Source organism: Mesorhizobium sp. G2-6-1 (genome assembly GCF_055809095.1).
Window position 1 is genome coordinate 2090736 of the sequence record NZ_CM147896.1, and the last position, 17027, is coordinate 2107762.

At 55.1% G+C, this 17027-nt stretch carries 12 protein-coding genes; 10 read left to right on the forward strand and 2 right to left on the reverse strand.

Going from position 1 to position 17027, the window contains the following annotated elements; translation table 11 throughout:
- The first annotated feature begins 25 nt into the window (after window positions 1-25).
- From AC0L7S_RS10135 to AC0L7S_RS10150, 4 genes are all read left to right on the forward strand, one after another.
- Window positions 26-847: an SDR family NAD(P)-dependent oxidoreductase gene (locus AC0L7S_RS10135; protein WP_473470737.1), complete on the forward strand. Its 822-nt coding sequence runs from the start codon at window positions 26-28 to the stop codon at window positions 845-847.
- 133 nt (window positions 848-980) lie between these two features.
- Window positions 981-1910: a 3,5-dioxohexanoate:acetyl-CoA acetone transferase gene (kce, locus tag AC0L7S_RS10140; protein WP_473470738.1), complete on the forward strand. Its 930-nt coding sequence runs from the start codon at window positions 981-983 to the stop codon at window positions 1908-1910.
- Between the two features lie 906 nt (window positions 1911-2816).
- Window positions 2817-3845, forward strand: coding sequence for a CocE/NonD family hydrolase (locus AC0L7S_RS10145; RefSeq protein WP_473470739.1), 1029 nt, complete (start codon window positions 2817-2819; stop codon window positions 3843-3845).
- A gap of 40 nt (window positions 3846-3885) precedes the next feature.
- Entirely contained in the window at window positions 3886-4830 is a 945-nt protein-coding gene (locus tag AC0L7S_RS10150) for a CocE/NonD family hydrolase C-terminal non-catalytic domain-containing protein (RefSeq protein ID WP_473470741.1), read from the forward strand.
- Between the two features lie 133 nt (window positions 4831-4963).
- Here the strand turns inward: AC0L7S_RS10150 and AC0L7S_RS10155 are convergent, their stop codons facing one another.
- A complete protein-coding gene (locus AC0L7S_RS10155) occupies window positions 4964-5881 on the reverse strand; it encodes a LysR substrate-binding domain-containing protein (protein ID WP_473470742.1) in 918 nt (305 codons plus the stop codon).
- 624 nt (window positions 5882-6505) lie between these two features.
- Between AC0L7S_RS10155 and AC0L7S_RS10160 the strand changes: the two genes are divergently transcribed.
- The 3 genes from AC0L7S_RS10160 to AC0L7S_RS10170 all read left to right on the forward strand — a co-directional run bounded on the left by AC0L7S_RS10160 (window position 6506) and on the right by AC0L7S_RS10170 (window position 12028).
- A complete protein-coding gene (locus AC0L7S_RS10160; RefSeq protein ID WP_473470743.1) occupies window positions 6506-8041 on the forward strand; it encodes a trimethylamine methyltransferase family protein in 1536 nt (511 codons plus the stop codon).
- A complete protein-coding gene (locus AC0L7S_RS10165; protein ID WP_473470744.1) occupies window positions 8034-9377 on the forward strand; it encodes an MmgE/PrpD family protein in 1344 nt (447 codons plus the stop codon). The genes AC0L7S_RS10160 and AC0L7S_RS10165 overlap by 8 nt, the downstream gene beginning before the upstream one ends.
- Before the next feature lie 230 nt (window positions 9378-9607).
- Window positions 9608-12028: a GcvT family protein gene (locus AC0L7S_RS10170; protein WP_473470746.1), complete on the forward strand. Its 2421-nt coding sequence runs from the start codon at window positions 9608-9610 to the stop codon at window positions 12026-12028.
- 395 nt (window positions 12029-12423) lie between these two features.
- Here AC0L7S_RS10170 and AC0L7S_RS10175 read toward each other — a convergent pair whose 3' ends face one another.
- On the reverse strand, window positions 12424-13050 hold the full coding sequence (locus AC0L7S_RS10175; protein WP_473474255.1) for a TetR/AcrR family transcriptional regulator: 627 nt from the start codon (window positions 13048-13050) through the stop codon (window positions 12424-12426).
- 208 nt (window positions 13051-13258) lie between these two features.
- On the opposite strand from AC0L7S_RS10175, the gene AC0L7S_RS10180 reads away from it, so the two are divergent.
- Genes AC0L7S_RS10180 through AC0L7S_RS10190 form a run of 3 tightly spaced genes read left to right on the forward strand, consistent with a single transcriptional unit; the run spans window position 13259 to window position 17003 of the window.
- On the forward strand, window positions 13259-14119 hold the full coding sequence (locus tag AC0L7S_RS10180) for an FAD binding domain-containing protein (protein WP_473474256.1): 861 nt from the start codon (window positions 13259-13261) through the stop codon (window positions 14117-14119).
- A complete protein-coding gene (locus tag AC0L7S_RS10185) occupies window positions 14116-14631 on the forward strand; it encodes a (2Fe-2S)-binding protein (protein WP_473470747.1) in 516 nt (171 codons plus the stop codon). The genes AC0L7S_RS10180 and AC0L7S_RS10185 overlap by 4 nt, the downstream gene beginning before the upstream one ends.
- Entirely contained in the window at window positions 14628-17003 is a 2376-nt protein-coding gene (locus AC0L7S_RS10190) for a xanthine dehydrogenase family protein molybdopterin-binding subunit (protein ID WP_473470748.1), read from the forward strand. Before AC0L7S_RS10185 ends, AC0L7S_RS10190 begins: the two co-directional genes overlap by 4 nt.
- Window positions 17004-17027: the final 24 nt, after the last annotated feature.

Consider the following 17027-nt stretch of genomic DNA (forward strand, 5'->3'; position numbering starts at 1 on the left):
GGAACCTGGGGAGGGACACTGGGACATGGAAGAGTCGAGCCGAGTCGATAAGGTCGCGATCATCACGGGGGCCGCTGGCGGCATAGGCCGCCGGCTGGTCGAGTCCTTCTGCGCGATGGGCTATCGGATCGGGGCCTGCGACGTTGATGTCGAAGGGTTGAAGGAGCTGGAAGAACAGTTCGGTTCGCGCCTCGTTGCAAAGGCCTATGACATCGCCGATTCGATGGCCTGTGAGGCGCATGTCCGAGAAGTGGTCAAGACTTTCGGTGGCCTGCACGTGGTGATCAACAACGCCGCCCTAGGAATGAATGCTATCCGCGACGACTATTTCGTGGACCCGGTGCAGTTCGAGGAGATCGAACCGCAGACTTGGATGCGGATGATTGCCGTAAACCTCAATGGTCCGGTGTTTCTCACCAGAAGCGCACTACCCCAGTTCAGGGCCCAAGGTTGGGGTCGCATCATCAATGTAACGACCAGCTTCTTTACGATGCTCAACCGGGGGTTTGGGCCATATGGCGCGGCCAAAGCCGGGCTCGAAGCCTGGTCCGCATCGATGGCCAAGGAACTCGACGGCAGCGGCATCACGGTGAACATTGTGGTGCCAGGCGGGCCGGCAGATACCCCGATGGTACCGGCTGGGAACGGGCTTCGGCGCGAAAACCTCGTAGCACCGCAGTTGATGGCTGCGCCGATGCTTTGGCTGTGTGCCGACGCCGCCGGCCACGTCAATGGTCGCCGATTCATCGCCGCCGACTGGGCGCCCGGGTCGCCGATCCAGCCGGACCCGCTCGGTGCTCCAATAGCCTGGCCGGATCTCGCAGCCAACCCCGGATGGTTGACATGACCATGGCTCGCAAAAATTCACCTTTCCCACCGAAATATCGAATGGAGTCAAGAATGGATAACGAGAATCCGAAAAAAGCCAGCAGGTCGGAATCTGCTGGGCGCGTACTGTCCCGATCCGTTCAGGTGCTCTGATGGCTGGCCGTAAAGTAATCATAACGTGCGCGGTCACGGGTTCGATCCACACGCCGTCCATGTCGCCGAACTTGCCCGTGACAGCGGAAGAAATCGCGAATGCCGCTATTAATGCAGCCGAGGCTGGCGCGGCGATCGTTCACCTTCACGCGCGTGATCCAGAGACGGGGCAGCCTGATCAATCGCCGGAACGATTTCAGCCCTTCCTGCAGGTCATCAAACAGCGTTCGGACTGCGTCGTGAATATCACGACCGGTGGCGCGTCGACCATGACCATCGAAGAGCGGTTGAGCCCGGTGTCGGTCTTCAAGCCGGAGGTCGCTTCGCTGAACATGGGCTCGATGAACTTCGGCCTTTATCCGATGCTGAGCCGGTACAATGAGTTCAAATACGACTGGGAGCGCTCTTACCTGGAAGGGTCGAACGACCGCATATTCAAGAACACCTTCGCGGACATAGAGAGAATCCTGACGACCTGCGCCGAAAATGGAACGCGTTTCGAGATCGAATGCTATGATATAGGGCATCTCTATACGCTGGCGCATTTCGTCGATCGCGGTCTCGTCAAGCCTCCCTTCTTCGTGCAGAGCGTCTTCGGCATTCTTGGCGGAATCGGTGCCCATCCTGAAGACGTGATGCATATGAAGCGCACCGCCGACCGACTTTTCGGCGACGCCTACTGCTGGTCGGTCCTCGGCGCTGGCAGAAACCAGATGGCGATCGCGACGATCTCGGCGTCGATAGGCGGCCATGTCCGCGTAGGGTTGGAGGATTCTCTTTGGGTCGGTGCCGGGAAGCTTGCTCGATCCAACGCGGAGCAGGTTGGTATCGTACGCAGTTTAATCGAAGGTCTGGGTCATGAAGTCGCCACGCCTTCCGACGCACGCGAGCTTCTTCAACTCAAAGGCCCGGACGGGGTCGCGTTCTGAGTGCGCTACGGCCCATGCTGGGCTTGCCCGGATTTAGCGGAGAGGCTTTCACTCAGTTTTATCATTTCGGTCTCGAGGGAAACCGACTGTATCCTAAAGCGCGGTGTCGCCGACGGGTGTTGTAGAAACCGTGTGTAGATGTATATGGACCCCGCCTAATTGCAAGGCTTGGATTGGTTCTGGCTCGGCGATCACGATTGCGGACGAATATCCGGCTTTTCGTTGCAGCTTTCACACGCCGATGGTCTGTATGGTGCCCGTGGATCAGGTCCGAATCGTCGATGCGAGCACGAGGCTCTCGGCTTCTATCTGGTTTCCCTGCCCCCGTCATATGACCGATGTGTTGCCCGACAACTCCCTCTTTTCTCATGATTCGAAACTTTTATATATAAATCAAAGATATATGGGTGATACGTCCGCAGAGATTCGAACCTATGATCCCTCCAGAATCTTAAACCTCTATCATGTTTTGTTACCACTCCGCATTTTCAATTGGCCGATAGTTCGGCACAGGCCAAGGCGGGTCCCCGCAACCAACGTTATCTGTCTAGCCCCTTCGGCATTGCCGCGGGGGCTTTCTTGTTCCTGCCCAGGGCAAGGATAGACGCCAATTCTCCCAACTTGGACCCCGGCATGATATTGATCCTATCATGCTAATTTTGCACCATAAATTGACATTTTCGTAAGAGCGAAAATTGCATTCGTCGTACCCCTGCCTGCGCCCGAAAACTTAGCGGAACCAGATGGATGATGTTCCACTGCCAAGGGTTGCGGCTTGGGGCAATTTCACAATGCGCCATAGAATCTTTATTGTTGGCTGGAAATCTTCTCAGTTGCCGAGGCATACGGCCTGTCTCAATGTTACATATGAAAATTCCCCACAATATTTCAGTCGATGTGAATGTCATGACATCTGACAACGAGGCAATGCTCGCAATAGATGACATCGCTACTGAATGGATAGAGATGGACGATGGTTGCCGCCTAGCGGCTCGGATTTGGCGTCCGACGAATGCATGGGAAATTCCGGTCCCTGCGATCATGGAGATGATTCCTTACAGGCGGCGTGACGGCACTGCGGCTGGTGATGCCACGCGCCATCCCTACATCGCTGGACACGGATATGTCTGCGTGCGCGTCGATATCCGGGGCACCGGAGATTCTGATGGCATCGTGACAGACGAATACACGGATCGTGAGCATGCTGATGCCCTTGCAATTATCGCTTGGCTGGCTGAACAGCCTTGGTGTGATGGCAACGTTGGCATGTGGGGTATTTCATGGGGTGGCTTCAACTCTCTCCAGATTGCTGCAATGAACCCTCCGAATTTGAAGGCCATAATAACGCTTTGCGCCAGCGATAACCGATACGCAAATGATGCACATTATCTGGGCGGCTGTTTGATCGAGGCCAATCTGCGATGGGGAACCCGGTTCTTGTCCGAAACCGCGCGCCCGCCGGACCCTCGGGTGGTGGGCGATAAATGGCGAGATATGTGGATGGAGCGGCTCGACCGGTTGGAGCTCTTTCCCGACACCTGGCTACAGCACCAGACACGTGACGATTATTGGAAACGCGGCTCCGCTTGCGAGGCATTCGATAATATCACCGCCGCGGTTCTGGCCGTAGGTGGCTGGAGCGATGCTTATGTTAATTCGGTGGGGACGACGCTTGCTGGTTTGAAAGCGCCAAAGCGCGGGTTGATTGGCCCTTGGGGGCATGACTATCCCCATGTGGCCAGCCCTGCACCTTCCATCGGTTTTTTGCAGGAAACCGTGCGTTGGTGGGATCATTGGCTCAAGGGTCATGACACTGGCATCATGGATGAACCGACCATTCGTGTCTTTGTTATGGATAGCCAGCCCCCAGAACCAGGCGGCCTGCAGTTACAGGGCGATGGACCTACAATGATAGCTGGCCTCCAAAAAATGTAACGTCGATCAAGTTTTCGCTGGGTGATGGCACGCTGGAGCTTTGGCAGCAGGGGGTGTCACTCTATGTCACAAATCCCCGTTAACAACAGGGATGGATGGAGGCGAGTGGAATACCTGGGGTGCGGGAGCGGAATTTGGCGGTGACCAACGAGCGGATGACGGTCAAAGCCTGAGCTTTGAGTCCCAGCCTGTTGAACAGGACATTGAATTGTTTGGTGCTGCGGTCGTGAAATTGTCGTTCTCGGTCGACCAGCCGGTGGCAATGATTGCATTGCGACTGATTGATGTGTGGCCTGATGGTGAATCAAACCGGATCACATACGGTTTGATTAATTTGAACCACATTGACGGCCATGAGGCTCCCAAATCCCTGATAGCCGGGCAAACATACGAGGTGGCAATTAGCTTGCGGGATGTGGCCTATGTCATTCCCGGCGGCCACCGCATCAGACTAGCCATATCGACGAACTACTGGCCATTAGTGTGGCCTTCTCCAAAACCAGTCACATTGTCTGTTCTTACAGGCGGCTGTGAATTGTTGCTGCCCGCCCGGGAAAATACGGCAGGTGTAAATTTTTACCCTCAATTCGGCGAACCTGTCGGATCCAGGCTGGTAGAACATAAGGTATTGATCGAACGGGATTCGACACGCCAGATTTCCCGTGATCTTGCCACGGGAAAGACCTCTTATGTCGTCAGCAGAAATGCAGGTTCGGTCCATCTCACCGATTCCGAAATCACCTATACCAGCCGTGGGCAGGCGTCTTTTGAAATATGCGCTGGTGATCCGCTGAGCATGGTCCATATCGAACGGCAGACCCAAATTCTTGAAGGCAGTGATTGGCACACAAGAGTCGAGGCCAGAACCGAACTTACTGCAACAAGCGAAGAATTCGTTTTGCGCGCCAATGTTGAAGCTTTTGAGAACGGAGATCGTGTATTCGCAAAAGACTGGGAAACCAGAAACAAACGCGTTTTTATCTAATACTTATTTTCCGAACAAACGAATCCGCCTGATCGCCGTTGTCTGGAGCATCGTGTGTCCAAAGCTCATTCTATCACATTGATAGAGTATCGGAGTACTCCGAGCACCGGGAACCATTTTTCGGTACGATGCTCTAATGTCTGTTTTGAACCAACCACTCATGAAGACGTATACAGGCCGGACTGGTATTTTTTGCTCCTGTCACAATATATCGCGGCAGCACCAGCGTGAATTCGTCGTCAAATGGCAGGATCAGCTCGCCATTCCGAAGATACCTCACAATGTTTGATTGGCTGATCAAAGCAACGCCTTGATCAGAGAGAGCGGCTTCGATCGCCGGAATGGCATGTGCAAAATGCACACCGATGTTTTCTGAAGGAAGCGTAACGGCATATTCTGCCGCCCACTCTTGCCAGCCCGGATAGGGGCTTGCGTTCTGATCAGAATCCACTGAAATCAGTCTGTGATTTTGCAGGTCTTCCGGTTTTGCAAGCGGTTCGGAACTCTTGAGATATGCAGGGGAGCAAACAGGTGACAGCTTTTCGTGATGCAACAGCGATATGCTGGCTCCGCGCCTTGTCTCGGCAAAGTACTGGATCGCCATATCCACATCGACTCCGGCAAGGCTCGCGGTGTCGATTGGTGGGACGACCCAAACTTCTATTGAGGGCTCTACCCGTCTGAATTCTGCAAGTTTGGGAGCAAGCCACATACTCGAAAAAGTAATGTCTGCGGCAACCTTGACCGTTAGTGAGGGCGTAGATGCCGTCATTTTATCCACGGCCAGACACATTGTTATCAATGCGGAACTAATTAACGGCAACGCCTCGTTGCCTTCGCGGGTCAATTCCAGATAATTGCCAGATCGTTTGAACAGTTTCACATTCAGCCTATCCTGAAGGGCATGAATTTGATGTCCAACGGCACCCGGTGTGACAGATAACTCCTTTGCTGCCTTCGTCAGGCTTAGATGCCTCGCAGCAGCCTCGAAAGCTCTGAGTGCATTCAGCGGCAAGTTGCACGGCTTTGAAGTTTGAATTTTTTTCATCATTCGGGTCAATGTTCTGACTTGCTTCGTTAGGTCATTGCGGTTTCAATGAGAAATATACACTTCGGCACTTTTAGTTATACAATTAACCCATAGACATCGCCCGCACTCTACCTTCGCACGGCAATAGAATCCAGATCATGCGAACAAGCTGTCAGCCAAGCGTATTTGCAAGAAAATTCAACCAGGGAGAGCTTGCGATGAAGAATGCTCCTTTGACTGTAGGGGCCGCCATTGCGCTCTGGTGTTTTTCCTGATCAGGCGGCGGCGGATTGCGGCAATGTTCCGATCACAGGCATCAACGAGGTCTCCGTCGCGATTATCACGCCGGTTTCAACTTTCCTGATGGAAAATGGGTAAACATCTCATAGCTGGCAGCAAGCCTTCGCCCGAGGGGAGCCCTGCGCCCGATTGAGCTTTGTTCTGGCAGCTCGCAAAAATACTCGTTTGGCCACGATACGCTAAAAAGCTACTGTGAAAGAAGCTCTTAAGTGGGTGCGATGCTCGCTTTGACAGCCAGGAAACTCACATAATCCCGTTAGGGAAGAAAATGTGAAAATGGACAGGATTTGCGTCGCACCGTTCTGAGGGAAGTATCTCAGGCCAATGCAGAGCAGTAAGGAACCAATGGCACGCGTTGGGAGAACAAGCAGAACAAGCAGACGCAAGTCACCGCTCGGCTCAGTTGCGCAATGTGACAAAGGACAAATGACAAACCGCGCTGCGCCAACGAAGATACTCAGTGACGATCAAATTACAGACATTCACCACCGCACGCTGCGGTTTTTAGAAGATTGCGGGATGAAAGTGCAGTCCGCCCGTGCCCGTCAGATGTTACGCGTGGCGGGTGCGACAGTGGATGACTCAAACGAAATGGTGCGGATGGATGGGGGCTTGATCGAAAGCCTTCTTTGCACGGTGCCTGCTTCTTTTGAGCTCCACGCCAGAAACCCGGAACGCTCGCTCCATATCGGTGGCGATAAGATCACTTTCATGTCGGTGGCCAGCGCGCCGAATGCGTCGGATCTGAAGCGGGGGCGCAGGCCTGGAAACCACGCTGACTTCCAAAACATGCTGCGCCTGTCGCAGCAGCTAAATGTGGTAAATGCGTTTGGCGGAAATCCGGTCGAGCCAACTGACCTGCCTGTAGCCACTCGCCATCTTGACTGCAATTTTGACTTCCTGACGCTGTCCGATAAGCCGTTTCGGCTCTACGCAATTGGGGCAACCCGTATCAAGGATGGGTTGGAGATGAACCGCATTGCGCAGGGCCTGTCAAACCAGGAGCTGGAAACCAGAGCGGTCGCAATTACCAACGTCAACATCAACTCGCCGCTGTTGATTGACGAGGCGATGCTGGACGGCTTATTCGCGATGTCCAGCCGGAACCAGCCCGTCATAATCACGCCATTCACTCTGGCTGGAGCCATGGCACCGGTGTCTCTTGCGGGCGCGATTTTGCAGCAAAACATCGAGGCTGTGATGGGAATTGCCATCACCCAGATCGTGCGACCGGGTGCGCCTGTCCTTTATGGGTGCTTCACCTCGAACGTGGATATGAAATCGGGGGCACCGGCTTTCGGAACACCTGAAAACGTGCGCGCAATTGCAGCGGGCGGGCAAATGGCACGGCACTACAATATCCCGTTTCGAGCCTCGAATGCCAACGCTTCTAACGCGATGGACGCCCAGGCCGCTTATGAATCCCTGTTCTCGTTGCAGGCCGCAGTCGGGGGGCAGGCCCATCTTGTTCAGCATGCCGTTGGCTGGCTAGAGGGCGGTTTGACCGCCTCATTTGAAAAGATGGTTCTTGACGCTGAATTAATACAGTCGCTGATGCTGTGCCACACGCCAATCGACACGTCAGAGGAAGAGTACGGCCTGGATGCGATGCGCAATGTCGGGCCAGGAGGCCACTTCTTCGGCACACAACATACGCTCGATCGTTATGAACGCGCCTTCTACGCGCCCATACTCTCGGACTGGCGCAATTTTGGCGCATGGACCGAGGCCGGTGCTCCAGACGCCCTAACCCGCGCCGCCAGGATCTCCGAGGATTTGTTGAGTTCCTATACGCCGCCCGCAATTGACCTCGCAATCCGCGAGGAACTGCAAGCCTTTGTCGCCCGGCGCAAAGATGAGGGCGGAATATCTGATGCCTAAGCCTTATGAGAATGTCTTTGATTTTGCGACAAACCTCACTGCGACGGCTGTGCCCGACCCAGTGATGCATCAGGCACGACGCTGCCTTGTGGATCTGCTGGGCGTATGGGCCGCTGGTGCGGCCACGAAGCCCGCACGGATAGCACGAAACCATGCCGCAAAACGCTATGGGGCGAGTGCGGGGAGCGGCGTGCCGATGCTGTTTGATGGCCGCGAGGTTAGCCCTCCGGGGTTTGCCTTTGCCGGCGCGATTGCGATTGATTCAATTGACGGCCATGACGGGCATCAATCCTGCAAAGGGCACGCCGGTGTGGCGCTTCTACCGGCGCTTTTGGCAGAACTGGGTGTCGATCCCATGCTAAGCACCGATGAGTTTCTGACGCATTTGGTGGCAGGATATGAGGTCGCTATACGGGCAGGTTTATCGCTACATGCCACAGTGCCTGACTATCATAGCTCAGGCGCGTGGAATGCCCTTGGTTGCGCTGCGGTGTCCAGCCGCATTCGAGGCTTTTCCAGTACGACGTTTCGCCATGCTTTGGGAATTGCTGAATATTACGGACCGCGCGCACAGATGATGCGCGCGATTGATCATCCAACCATGGTCAAAGACAGCTCGGGGTGGGGGGCCATGGTGGGCGTGTCTGCCGCAGATTTGGCCGAAGACGGATTCACCGGTGCACCTGCAGTCACCTGCGAGGCACCTGAAGTAGCCGGCATCTGGTCAGACCTTGGGCAGCGCTGGCGCATATTGGAATTGAACTTCAAAGCCTATCCGGTGTGTCGTTGGGCTCAGCCCCCGATTGAAGCGATTGCCGCATTGAGACGAAGCCATGACATTTCGACCGACGCCATTGCCGGAATTGAAGTTTTCACATTTCATGAAGCCACACGGCTTGCGATGACGCGGCCCAAATATAGCGATGAAGTGCAATACAGTTTGCCGGTCACCGTTGCATTGTCGCTTATCCATGGCGATCTTTTACCCAATCATCTTGACCCCGATGTGTTCAATCGCCCCGAAGTTCTGGCGCTTGCAGACTTGGTCACATGTTGCGAAGTCGATGAATACAATTTGGCATTTCCAGATGAGCGCTTCGCGCATGTCAGGCTGAAATATATCGACGGGTTGGAACTGACATCTGGTCCGCACGTGGCGCAGGGCAATTACGACAACCCGCTCAGTAACGCGGCTCTCGCACAAAAATTTCGCATATATGCGCAGCTTTCCATGTCGGGCACCAAAATCGATTGCATAGCGTCGCTGCTCGAGAAGGGAAAACAGGACATGAGCGTCAGCGCCCTTCTTGATGGGCTAACAAAAGCAACACAATGACGCTTGTTCACCTCAAGCACATTCCACTGCGTACCGTTGAGAAATCAGCGGGCAACCCCTCGGACAGTTCGAAGATTGGCCGGAAGATCACTTTCATACGCGGAACCTTCGGAGTGTGTCCGGGAAGCCTCTGCGCGGCGGCTCCGCCGTTTGGCTGTGAAATCTGACCCTGAAATCAACCCGCGCTGCGCTCCTCAATCGCGATGATCAAATCTGGAAAGTAACCACCCATGAAAACAAAAACGCAGGTCGTGGTCATCGGGGGCGGGGTCATCGGTTGCTCCATTCTCTATCATCTCACCAAACTGGGATGGAGCGATGTCGTCCTGTTGGAACGAAACGAGCTGACCTCTGGCAGCACATGGCATGCAGCCGCCAATATTCATGGTTTGCATGACAACAGCAATGTCAGCCGAATCCAGAGCTACACGATGCGTTTGTACGACGAACTGGAGGCCGAAACGGGTCAAAGCTGTGGGGTGTTTCGCACTGGCACGATCTATACCGCACTGACCGAAGAGCGTGAGCATCAACTGCGCCTGCAAGTGGCGAAGGCCAAACTCTACAATATGGGTTTCTACGAAATCGATGAGGCGAAGGCGCTAGAGTTAAACCCATTCCTGAATCTCGATGGCGTGCGTTGCATCATGTTCGAGCCCAATGGAGGCAATGTAGATCCCTCTGGTGTGACCAACGCCTATGCCATCGGCGCGCGTCAGCGCGGGGCCGAGATTCACCGATTCACGCCTGTTACTGCTACCGTTCAGCAGGACGACGGCTCCTGGATCGTTGAGACACCGAAAGGCAGCATTCACACGCAATGGGTGGTCAATGCTGCGGGCTTGTGGGCCCGAGAGGTTGCCGAACTGGCGGGTGTCACGCTGCCCTTGCAACCGACTGAGCATCAGTATTTCGTGACTGACGCCATTAGCGGCATCGAAAAACGCGAGGCGCGTCTTCCGGTACTGTCCGACCGTGATGGCGAATACTATTTGAGACAAGAGGGAAATGGCCTCTTGGTGGGGGCATATGAAACCGACGTGCGGACGTGGGCTGAGGACGGGACACCTCTTGATTTTGCACATGAACTGTTCGCTGACGATCTGGAAAGGATCGAGGACAACGTGATGAACGCGGTCAAGCGCATGCCTGTCGTGGGCGAGGCTGGCATCAAACGCGTGATCAACGGGCCGATGATCTGGTCGCCGGACTCCAACGTCTTGTTTGGGCCTATCCCCGAGCGGGCAAACTACTTCTGTTGTGCTGGCATTATCCCGGGATTTTCTCAGTCCGGGGGTATGGGGCTGATGGCTGCTCAGTGGATCATCGAAGGTGAGACCGAATATGATTTGTTCGTTTGGGACGTGGCGCGTTTTGGCGACTGGGCAAACAAGGAATTCACCAAAGCCCGGGTAAAGGACCAGTATGCCAAGCGCTTCGCAATCCATTTTCCCAACGAAGAGAGAGAGGCCGGTCGTCCCGTTCGCACCCGCCCGGTTTACAAGATGCAAAAGGACATGGGTGCAGTATTCGGCCTGAACTTTGGCTGGGAACATCCGCAGTGGTTCGCTGACACCCCTGGTACGAAAGATACCAACGGGTTTACCCGCCAAAATTGGTGGGAGCCGGTCGGTGTGGAATGCAAGATGCTGCGCAACCACGTTGGTGTCATCGATATCTCTAATTTTGCCAAATACATCTGTAAAGGACCTGGTGCTGAAGATTATTTGAACGCGCTCTTTGCCAATCGGATGCCCAAGGCAACCGGCCGTTCCTGCCTAACGCCGCTGATTGGCAAACGCGGTGGGATCGCAGGCGATTTCACGGTGACCCGTACCGGAGATGAGGAGTTCTGGATCATCGGTTCCGGCATTGCCGAGCGCTATCATAGCCGCTTCTTCAAAGAAGTTCCGCTGCCTGCTGGCACCACTTTTGAAAGCAAAACGCCCGAGATTTGCGGCTTCAATGTAGCCGGTCCCAAGTCACGTGATGTGTTGCGTGGTTTGACACAGGCCTCGCTTGCCAGCGGGGATTTCCCCTTCATGCGATCACAGAAGATCCAGATTGCCGGGGTCGAGGCGCTGGCCCTGCGGGTCTCGTTCACGGGTGATCTTGGCTGGGAATTGCACTGCGCAGTTGAAGATCAGGAAACGCTTTACAAGATACTTTTAGATGCTGCGGCAAAAGTCGGGGGCGGACCGGTTGGTGCGCGGGCCTTGATGAGCCTGCGTATTGAGAAAGGCTATGGCTCATGGGGCCGGGAATACAGCCCGGAATACTGGCCACAAGAAGTTGGCATGGTCGGGTTGTGCAAGATGGACAAGGATTTCCTGAACAAGAATGCCGCAATGGCCAACATCGCAAAGGTCTCGCGCGAAAACTTGGTAATTCTGGCGCTCGACGAAGCGCAAACTAGGGCGTCGAATGCGGACGCAACCGGAGGCGAGCCGATATTCAAGGACGGCCAGCCTATCGGGAAAGTCTCTTCAGGTACCTATGGCTATAGCGTGGGAATGTCCCTGGCACTCGGTTACGTCAATGGCGCAGAACCTGGCGACACGGTAGATGTCTATGTCATTGGAAAGCCTCATAAAGCAACGATCCTGAGCGCCCCGCCTTTTGATCCGGAGGGCCGGCGACTGCGTGCTTGATCATCTCTTCGGTCTCCTGTTGCTAGCTCTAAACGCTCAGGTGACCGGCACAAAACCGTGACAAGTCCGCCTTGGCACATAGCTAGGACACGGAGTGCCAAGTCAATGTTGCCCGCCATGTGCAGCGCCTCCGTTGCCTGCTCCAGCAGGGCCATGGCAACGGCCTGGGTTGCTGCACGGGTCTCGGTGGATTCGTGGAACTCAGGTCATCTGGATTGATGCAGCTTTGGTAATCCGGCCCAATGCGTTGCCATTTCTGCATTCGATTCGATGCCGCTAAAGCACATCGCGTCTAAAGGGATTCATGCAGGGTGATTTAAGCCTTTGTTTTTGTGCATGTCGCCCAAAACCGCTGCACACTTTTGGGCGACATGCATTAGCTTGGCAGCGTCGGATCAATGCGACCCATCGTTGACCAGTTCCGGTATCAAGGTCTTTGATCCAATGAGGAAGGCGCGGATGGCATCGCGCACAATATCGTCCAGAAATTCAGGCGTGGGCGTACCGTAGACGTAACGGCGAATTGCCATGTAAAAAATCCGCCCGTGCAGTCCCCAAAACATTTCCACTTCGCGGTCGGAGATCGGTGCGCTCTCTTTGGATGGCAGATGGAGATCGTGACGCAGTTCATCGCAAGCAGGTTCGATGATTTCGCTGCGGACGATTTCCAGATAGCGGCCAGTGATGTTGAACGATTTCATGCCCGAGAAGACAAATATCCTGACCCAATTATAATCGAATACACGTTCGACATATTCGAGATAAAATCGGGACAAGCGCGTTTCGAAGGGAAGGGTTCGGTCGCGGATCAACGTGCCCCATGATGGCGACCAGCGGCTGAGAAATATCTCTTCATAGACACGTTCGATCAGGGCTTCCTTGCTGGGGAAGTGCCGATAGATGGCGGAATGAGTGATCCCCATTCGCTTGGCCAGTTCACGCGTCTGCCCGCCAAATCCCTGTTCGGCAAAAAACTGGATGGCTTCGTCGAGAATGAATTGCTCGCGCTCGGCTGCGCGCATATTGCGGCGGCGCGGCTTCACAGTGGTTTTTGTGGCCTTCTTGGTCAAATCCAGTTCCTCATGGCATCGAATCCGTGTGCGCAGTCATAGCTTAATCCGGTAAAGTGACCAAATGGTCGTTTTTAATTGACAACGAATTTCTTGCATGCTCTAAATTTGAAACCAGATGGTCACAAATCTGGATTTGAGTGATCCGGGAGGTAAGCTGTTGAAGGCGCGAGCGTTCAGCTACGCGCGCCCCACATCCATTGTGGAGGCGCTGGAGATGTTTGCGGCATCCGACGATGATGCGAGTTATATCGCAGGCGGCCAAAGCCTTGTGCCTGCGCTGGCGATGCGACTGCAAGCTCCGCAAATCCTTATTGATATTGCCCATATTCCAGAACTGCGTGGCATCGAAGTGCAGGGCGATTGGCTGCGCATAGGGGCGCTGACCCGTCACTGCGAGGCGCTGAGCGATCCATTGATCGCCAAATATGCGCCATTGTTTCATGAAGCTGCGCCCTATGTGGCTCATCCGGCAATTCGCAACAAGGGGACGCTGGGCGGCAGTATCGCGCTCGCCGATCCGGCTTCCGAGTTTCCAGCCATGGCGCTGGCTATGGGCGCTGAACTCGAAATTGCCAATGGCGACGGTACACGCCGCGTGCCGGCGGATGAATTTTTCCTCGATCTGTTCCAGACAGCGGTGGAGCCCGGCGAACTTTTGGTGGCAATCCATATTCCGCTTGTTCGCAGCAGCCAGCGCTGGGCGTTCTCCGAGTTGGCGCGCCGTCGTGGAGATTACGCCATTGTCGGTTCCGGCATTCTTGCGGATTTCAACGGCGATGTCGTTGAGCAAATTCGCCTCGTACTCTTTGCCGTTGGCAGTACGCCAATACGTGCCAAAAGAGCGGAGCAAGTCTTGTCCGGGCGTAGGTTGACATCCGATGCCGTAGTTGCCGCACAAGCGGCGCTTGAAGCCGACCTTGCTCCACCTGACGACGAACATGTGTCTGCGGCGATGCGGGTTCACCTTGCGCGCGTTCTGGTAGGCCGTTTGCTTGGTCAGTTATCGGAGGCAGCGTGAATCAGACAGTCAATATCAACGTTACAGTCAACGGCGAGTTGGTTTCGCGAAGCGTTTCCCCGCGCGAGACATTGGTGGATTTCCTGCGCGTTTCACTAGAACTTACCGGAACGCATGTAGGGTGCGAGATGGGCGTTTGTGGCGCTTGTCTGGTTCTCCTGGATGGTCGGGTCGTCCATGCATGCCTGACATTTGCGGTGCAGGCCGATGGTTGTTCCATCGAGACAATTGAAGGCCTTTGCGAACGTGCCGCACTGGTCGATATTCAAGAAGCGTTCCATCAGCGTAATGCGCTGCAATGTGGCTTTTGTACCCCCGGCATGTTGATGACCGCGTTTGCGCTGTTGGCACAACCGGGAATTCCTTCCCGCGATGATATTCGCGATGCGCTGTCTGGGAATTATTGCCGGTGCACCGGCTATGAATCGATTGTCGATGCCATTGAGACGGTGGCGCGGAACAGAGCCTCTTCCCAATCAGCAAGCCAAGAGGTTGAGGAGATGGGGGCATGAACGACGCACTCACACATCTTGATCGGCCCAATTCCTATGTCGGGCGCTCAGTATCGCGCCCGAATGCAAAGAGGCTGCTCGCTGGACGTGGCCACTATGTTTCTGACATCGTGCTCCCGAGGATGGTGCATGTGGCCTTCGTGCGCAGCCCTTATGCGCATGCTCGTATTGCTTCCATAGACACTGAAATTGCACAAAAGATGCCAGGCGTTCGTCTGGTTGCGAGAGGTGAAGATCTTGCTCGTGTGTGCAAGCCGTGGACCGGCAATCTCGATCATTTCAAGGGAATGAAGTCGACGCCGCAATTGCCGCTGCCGCTCGATAAGGTGGTGTGGTCGGGCCAGGCGGTCGTCGCTGTCGTTGCCGATACGCGCGCGCTTGCCGAGGATGCGGCGGAAGCGGTTATCGTGGAATTCGAGGAACTTCCGGTTGTTGTCGATGTAGATGAAGCGTGCGCGCCGGGTGCTCCTGTAATCTCGCCGGAACTTGGCGACAATATCTGTTTCCACGGAACTATCGATACCGGCGGTATCGACGATATTTTTGCAAACGCGGCACATGTCGTGGACGAGGAATTTCATTTCGCCCGCCATACGGCGGTGACAATGGAGCCTCGCGCCATTGTTGCCGATTATAATCCGAACGAGATGCGTTTGACCGCGCACCACGCGACCCAGACGCCATATCAATTTCAGGACATTTATTCCCGCCACTTTGGTATTGCGGAAGCAAATGTGCGCGTTATTGCACCCGATATCGGTGGCTCATTCGGCATGAAACTGCATGTCTATCATGAAGACATGGCGGTCGTTGGGCTCAGCATGATCCTGGGGCGGCCAGTGAAGTACGTTGCCGACCGGATAGAGTCCTTTGTTTCCGATATCCACGCTCGCGACCATCGTGTGCGTGCACGCATGGCACTCGATGGTGAGGGCACGATCCTGGCCATGGATGTCGATGACGTGACTGCCGTTGGTCCATTTTCTGCATATCCGCGTACCAGCGTTGTCGAGGGCAACCAGGTCTATCGGTTGATCGGGACGCCTTACCGCTTCCAGAATTACCGCGCCGATTTGCAGGTGGTGTTCCAAAACAAGGTGCAGATGAGCCAATACCGGGCGGTCGGTCATCCGATCGCCTTTGCCGTCACCGAACGAATGGTTGACAAGGCGGCGGTCAAAATCGGGTTGGATCCGGTTGTAATTCGCACTCGCAACCTCATTGCCGATGATGCGTATCCATGCGCGTCACCTGCCGGTTTCAAATTCGAATCTTTGTCACATCATGCTTGCCTGACGCGGCTTATCGAAATGATGGACTATGATCGCTTGCGGAGCGAACAGGCCGAATTGCGCAAGCAAAATGTCTATCGCGGCATCGGCTTGGCATCGTTTGTGGAGATTTCCAATCCGGGGCCGGCTTTTTATGGCGTAGGTGGTGCACGAATATCTTCCCAGGATGGTGCGGTTATCACCATCACACCGTCAGGCGATGTGCGTTGCTCCATCTCGGTCACTGAGTTGGGGCAGGGTACCGAGACCATTATCGGGCAAATCGTTGGTGAATATCTCGGCGTAGACCGGGAGCGGATCAAGGTGATTACGGGTGACACCGAAACCACGCCACATGGTGGTGCGGTGTGGGCCTGCCGGGGCGCAGGCATCGGCGGAGAAACCGCGCTACGGGCGGCGCGCAAGCTGAAGGAAAATGTCATCTCGCTGGCGGGGACAATCCTGCAGGAGCAGCCGGATAAACTTGACGTTCGCGCCGGCTGGATCGTCGATGCCGATTCAGGACGGCAGCGTGTCGAGCTTTCGGAAATCGCGCGAATTGCCTATTTCCGGTCGGATACACTACCGCCAGGCGTGCAGGCGCAATTGACGGTGGCGCATCATTATGCCCCACAAGGTTACCCTTTCGCCTTCACCAACGGCATTCAGGCCTCGCATGTGGAAGTCGATGTTGAAACCGGGTTCGTGAAAATCCTGAAACATTGGGTGGTGGAGGATTGCGGTCGCGTCATCAATCCACTGCTGGTCGATGAGCAAATGCGTGGTGGCGTGGTGCAGGGGCTTGGCGCGGCATTCTTTGAGGAATGCCTCTATGATTCAGCCGGGCAACTCACCAACGGATCGCTGGCAGATTATCTGGTGCCAATGGCTGTGGAGATACCCGACATCGAAATAGCGCATGTTGAGACACCGACACTGGACACTGAGCTTGGTGCGAAGGGATGTGGTGAGGCTGGTACTGCGGCTTCGCCAGCGGCAGCACTCAACGCAGTCAACGATGCGATGGCACCTTTAGGTGCTTCTATTGCCCAGCTTCCAATGACACCGGCGCGGCTGCTTAAGGCGCTCGGGCGCATCTAATAATAAAGCCATCAAGGAGGAGAA

Excerpts from the sequence above, each read along its gene's own strand:
- AC0L7S_RS10170 (WP_473470746.1), top strand. The coding sequence starts at position 9,608 with ATGAAAACAAAAACGCAGGTCGTGGTCATCGGGGGCGGGGTCATCGGT.
- AC0L7S_RS10135 (WP_473470737.1), top strand. The coding sequence starts at position 26 with ATGGAAGAGTCGAGCCGAGTCGATAAGGTCGCGATCATCACGGGGGCC.
- AC0L7S_RS10155 (WP_473470742.1), bottom strand. The coding sequence starts at position 5,881 with ATGATGAAAAAAATTCAAACTTCAAAGCCGTGCAACTTGCCGCTGAAT.
- AC0L7S_RS10145 (WP_473470739.1), top strand. The coding sequence starts at position 2,817 with ATGACATCTGACAACGAGGCAATGCTCGCAATAGATGACATCGCTACT.
- AC0L7S_RS10165 (WP_473470744.1), top strand. The coding sequence starts at position 8,034 with ATGCCTAAGCCTTATGAGAATGTCTTTGATTTTGCGACAAACCTCACT.
- AC0L7S_RS10175 (WP_473474255.1), bottom strand. The coding sequence starts at position 13,050 with ATGCGCGCAGCCGAGCGCGAGCAATTCATTCTCGACGAAGCCATCCAG.
- AC0L7S_RS10190 (WP_473470748.1), top strand. The coding sequence starts at position 14,628 with ATGAACGACGCACTCACACATCTTGATCGGCCCAATTCCTATGTCGGG.
- kce (WP_473470738.1), top strand. The coding sequence starts at position 981 with ATGGCTGGCCGTAAAGTAATCATAACGTGCGCGGTCACGGGTTCGATC.
- AC0L7S_RS10160 (WP_473470743.1), top strand. The coding sequence starts at position 6,506 with ATGGCACGCGTTGGGAGAACAAGCAGAACAAGCAGACGCAAGTCACCG.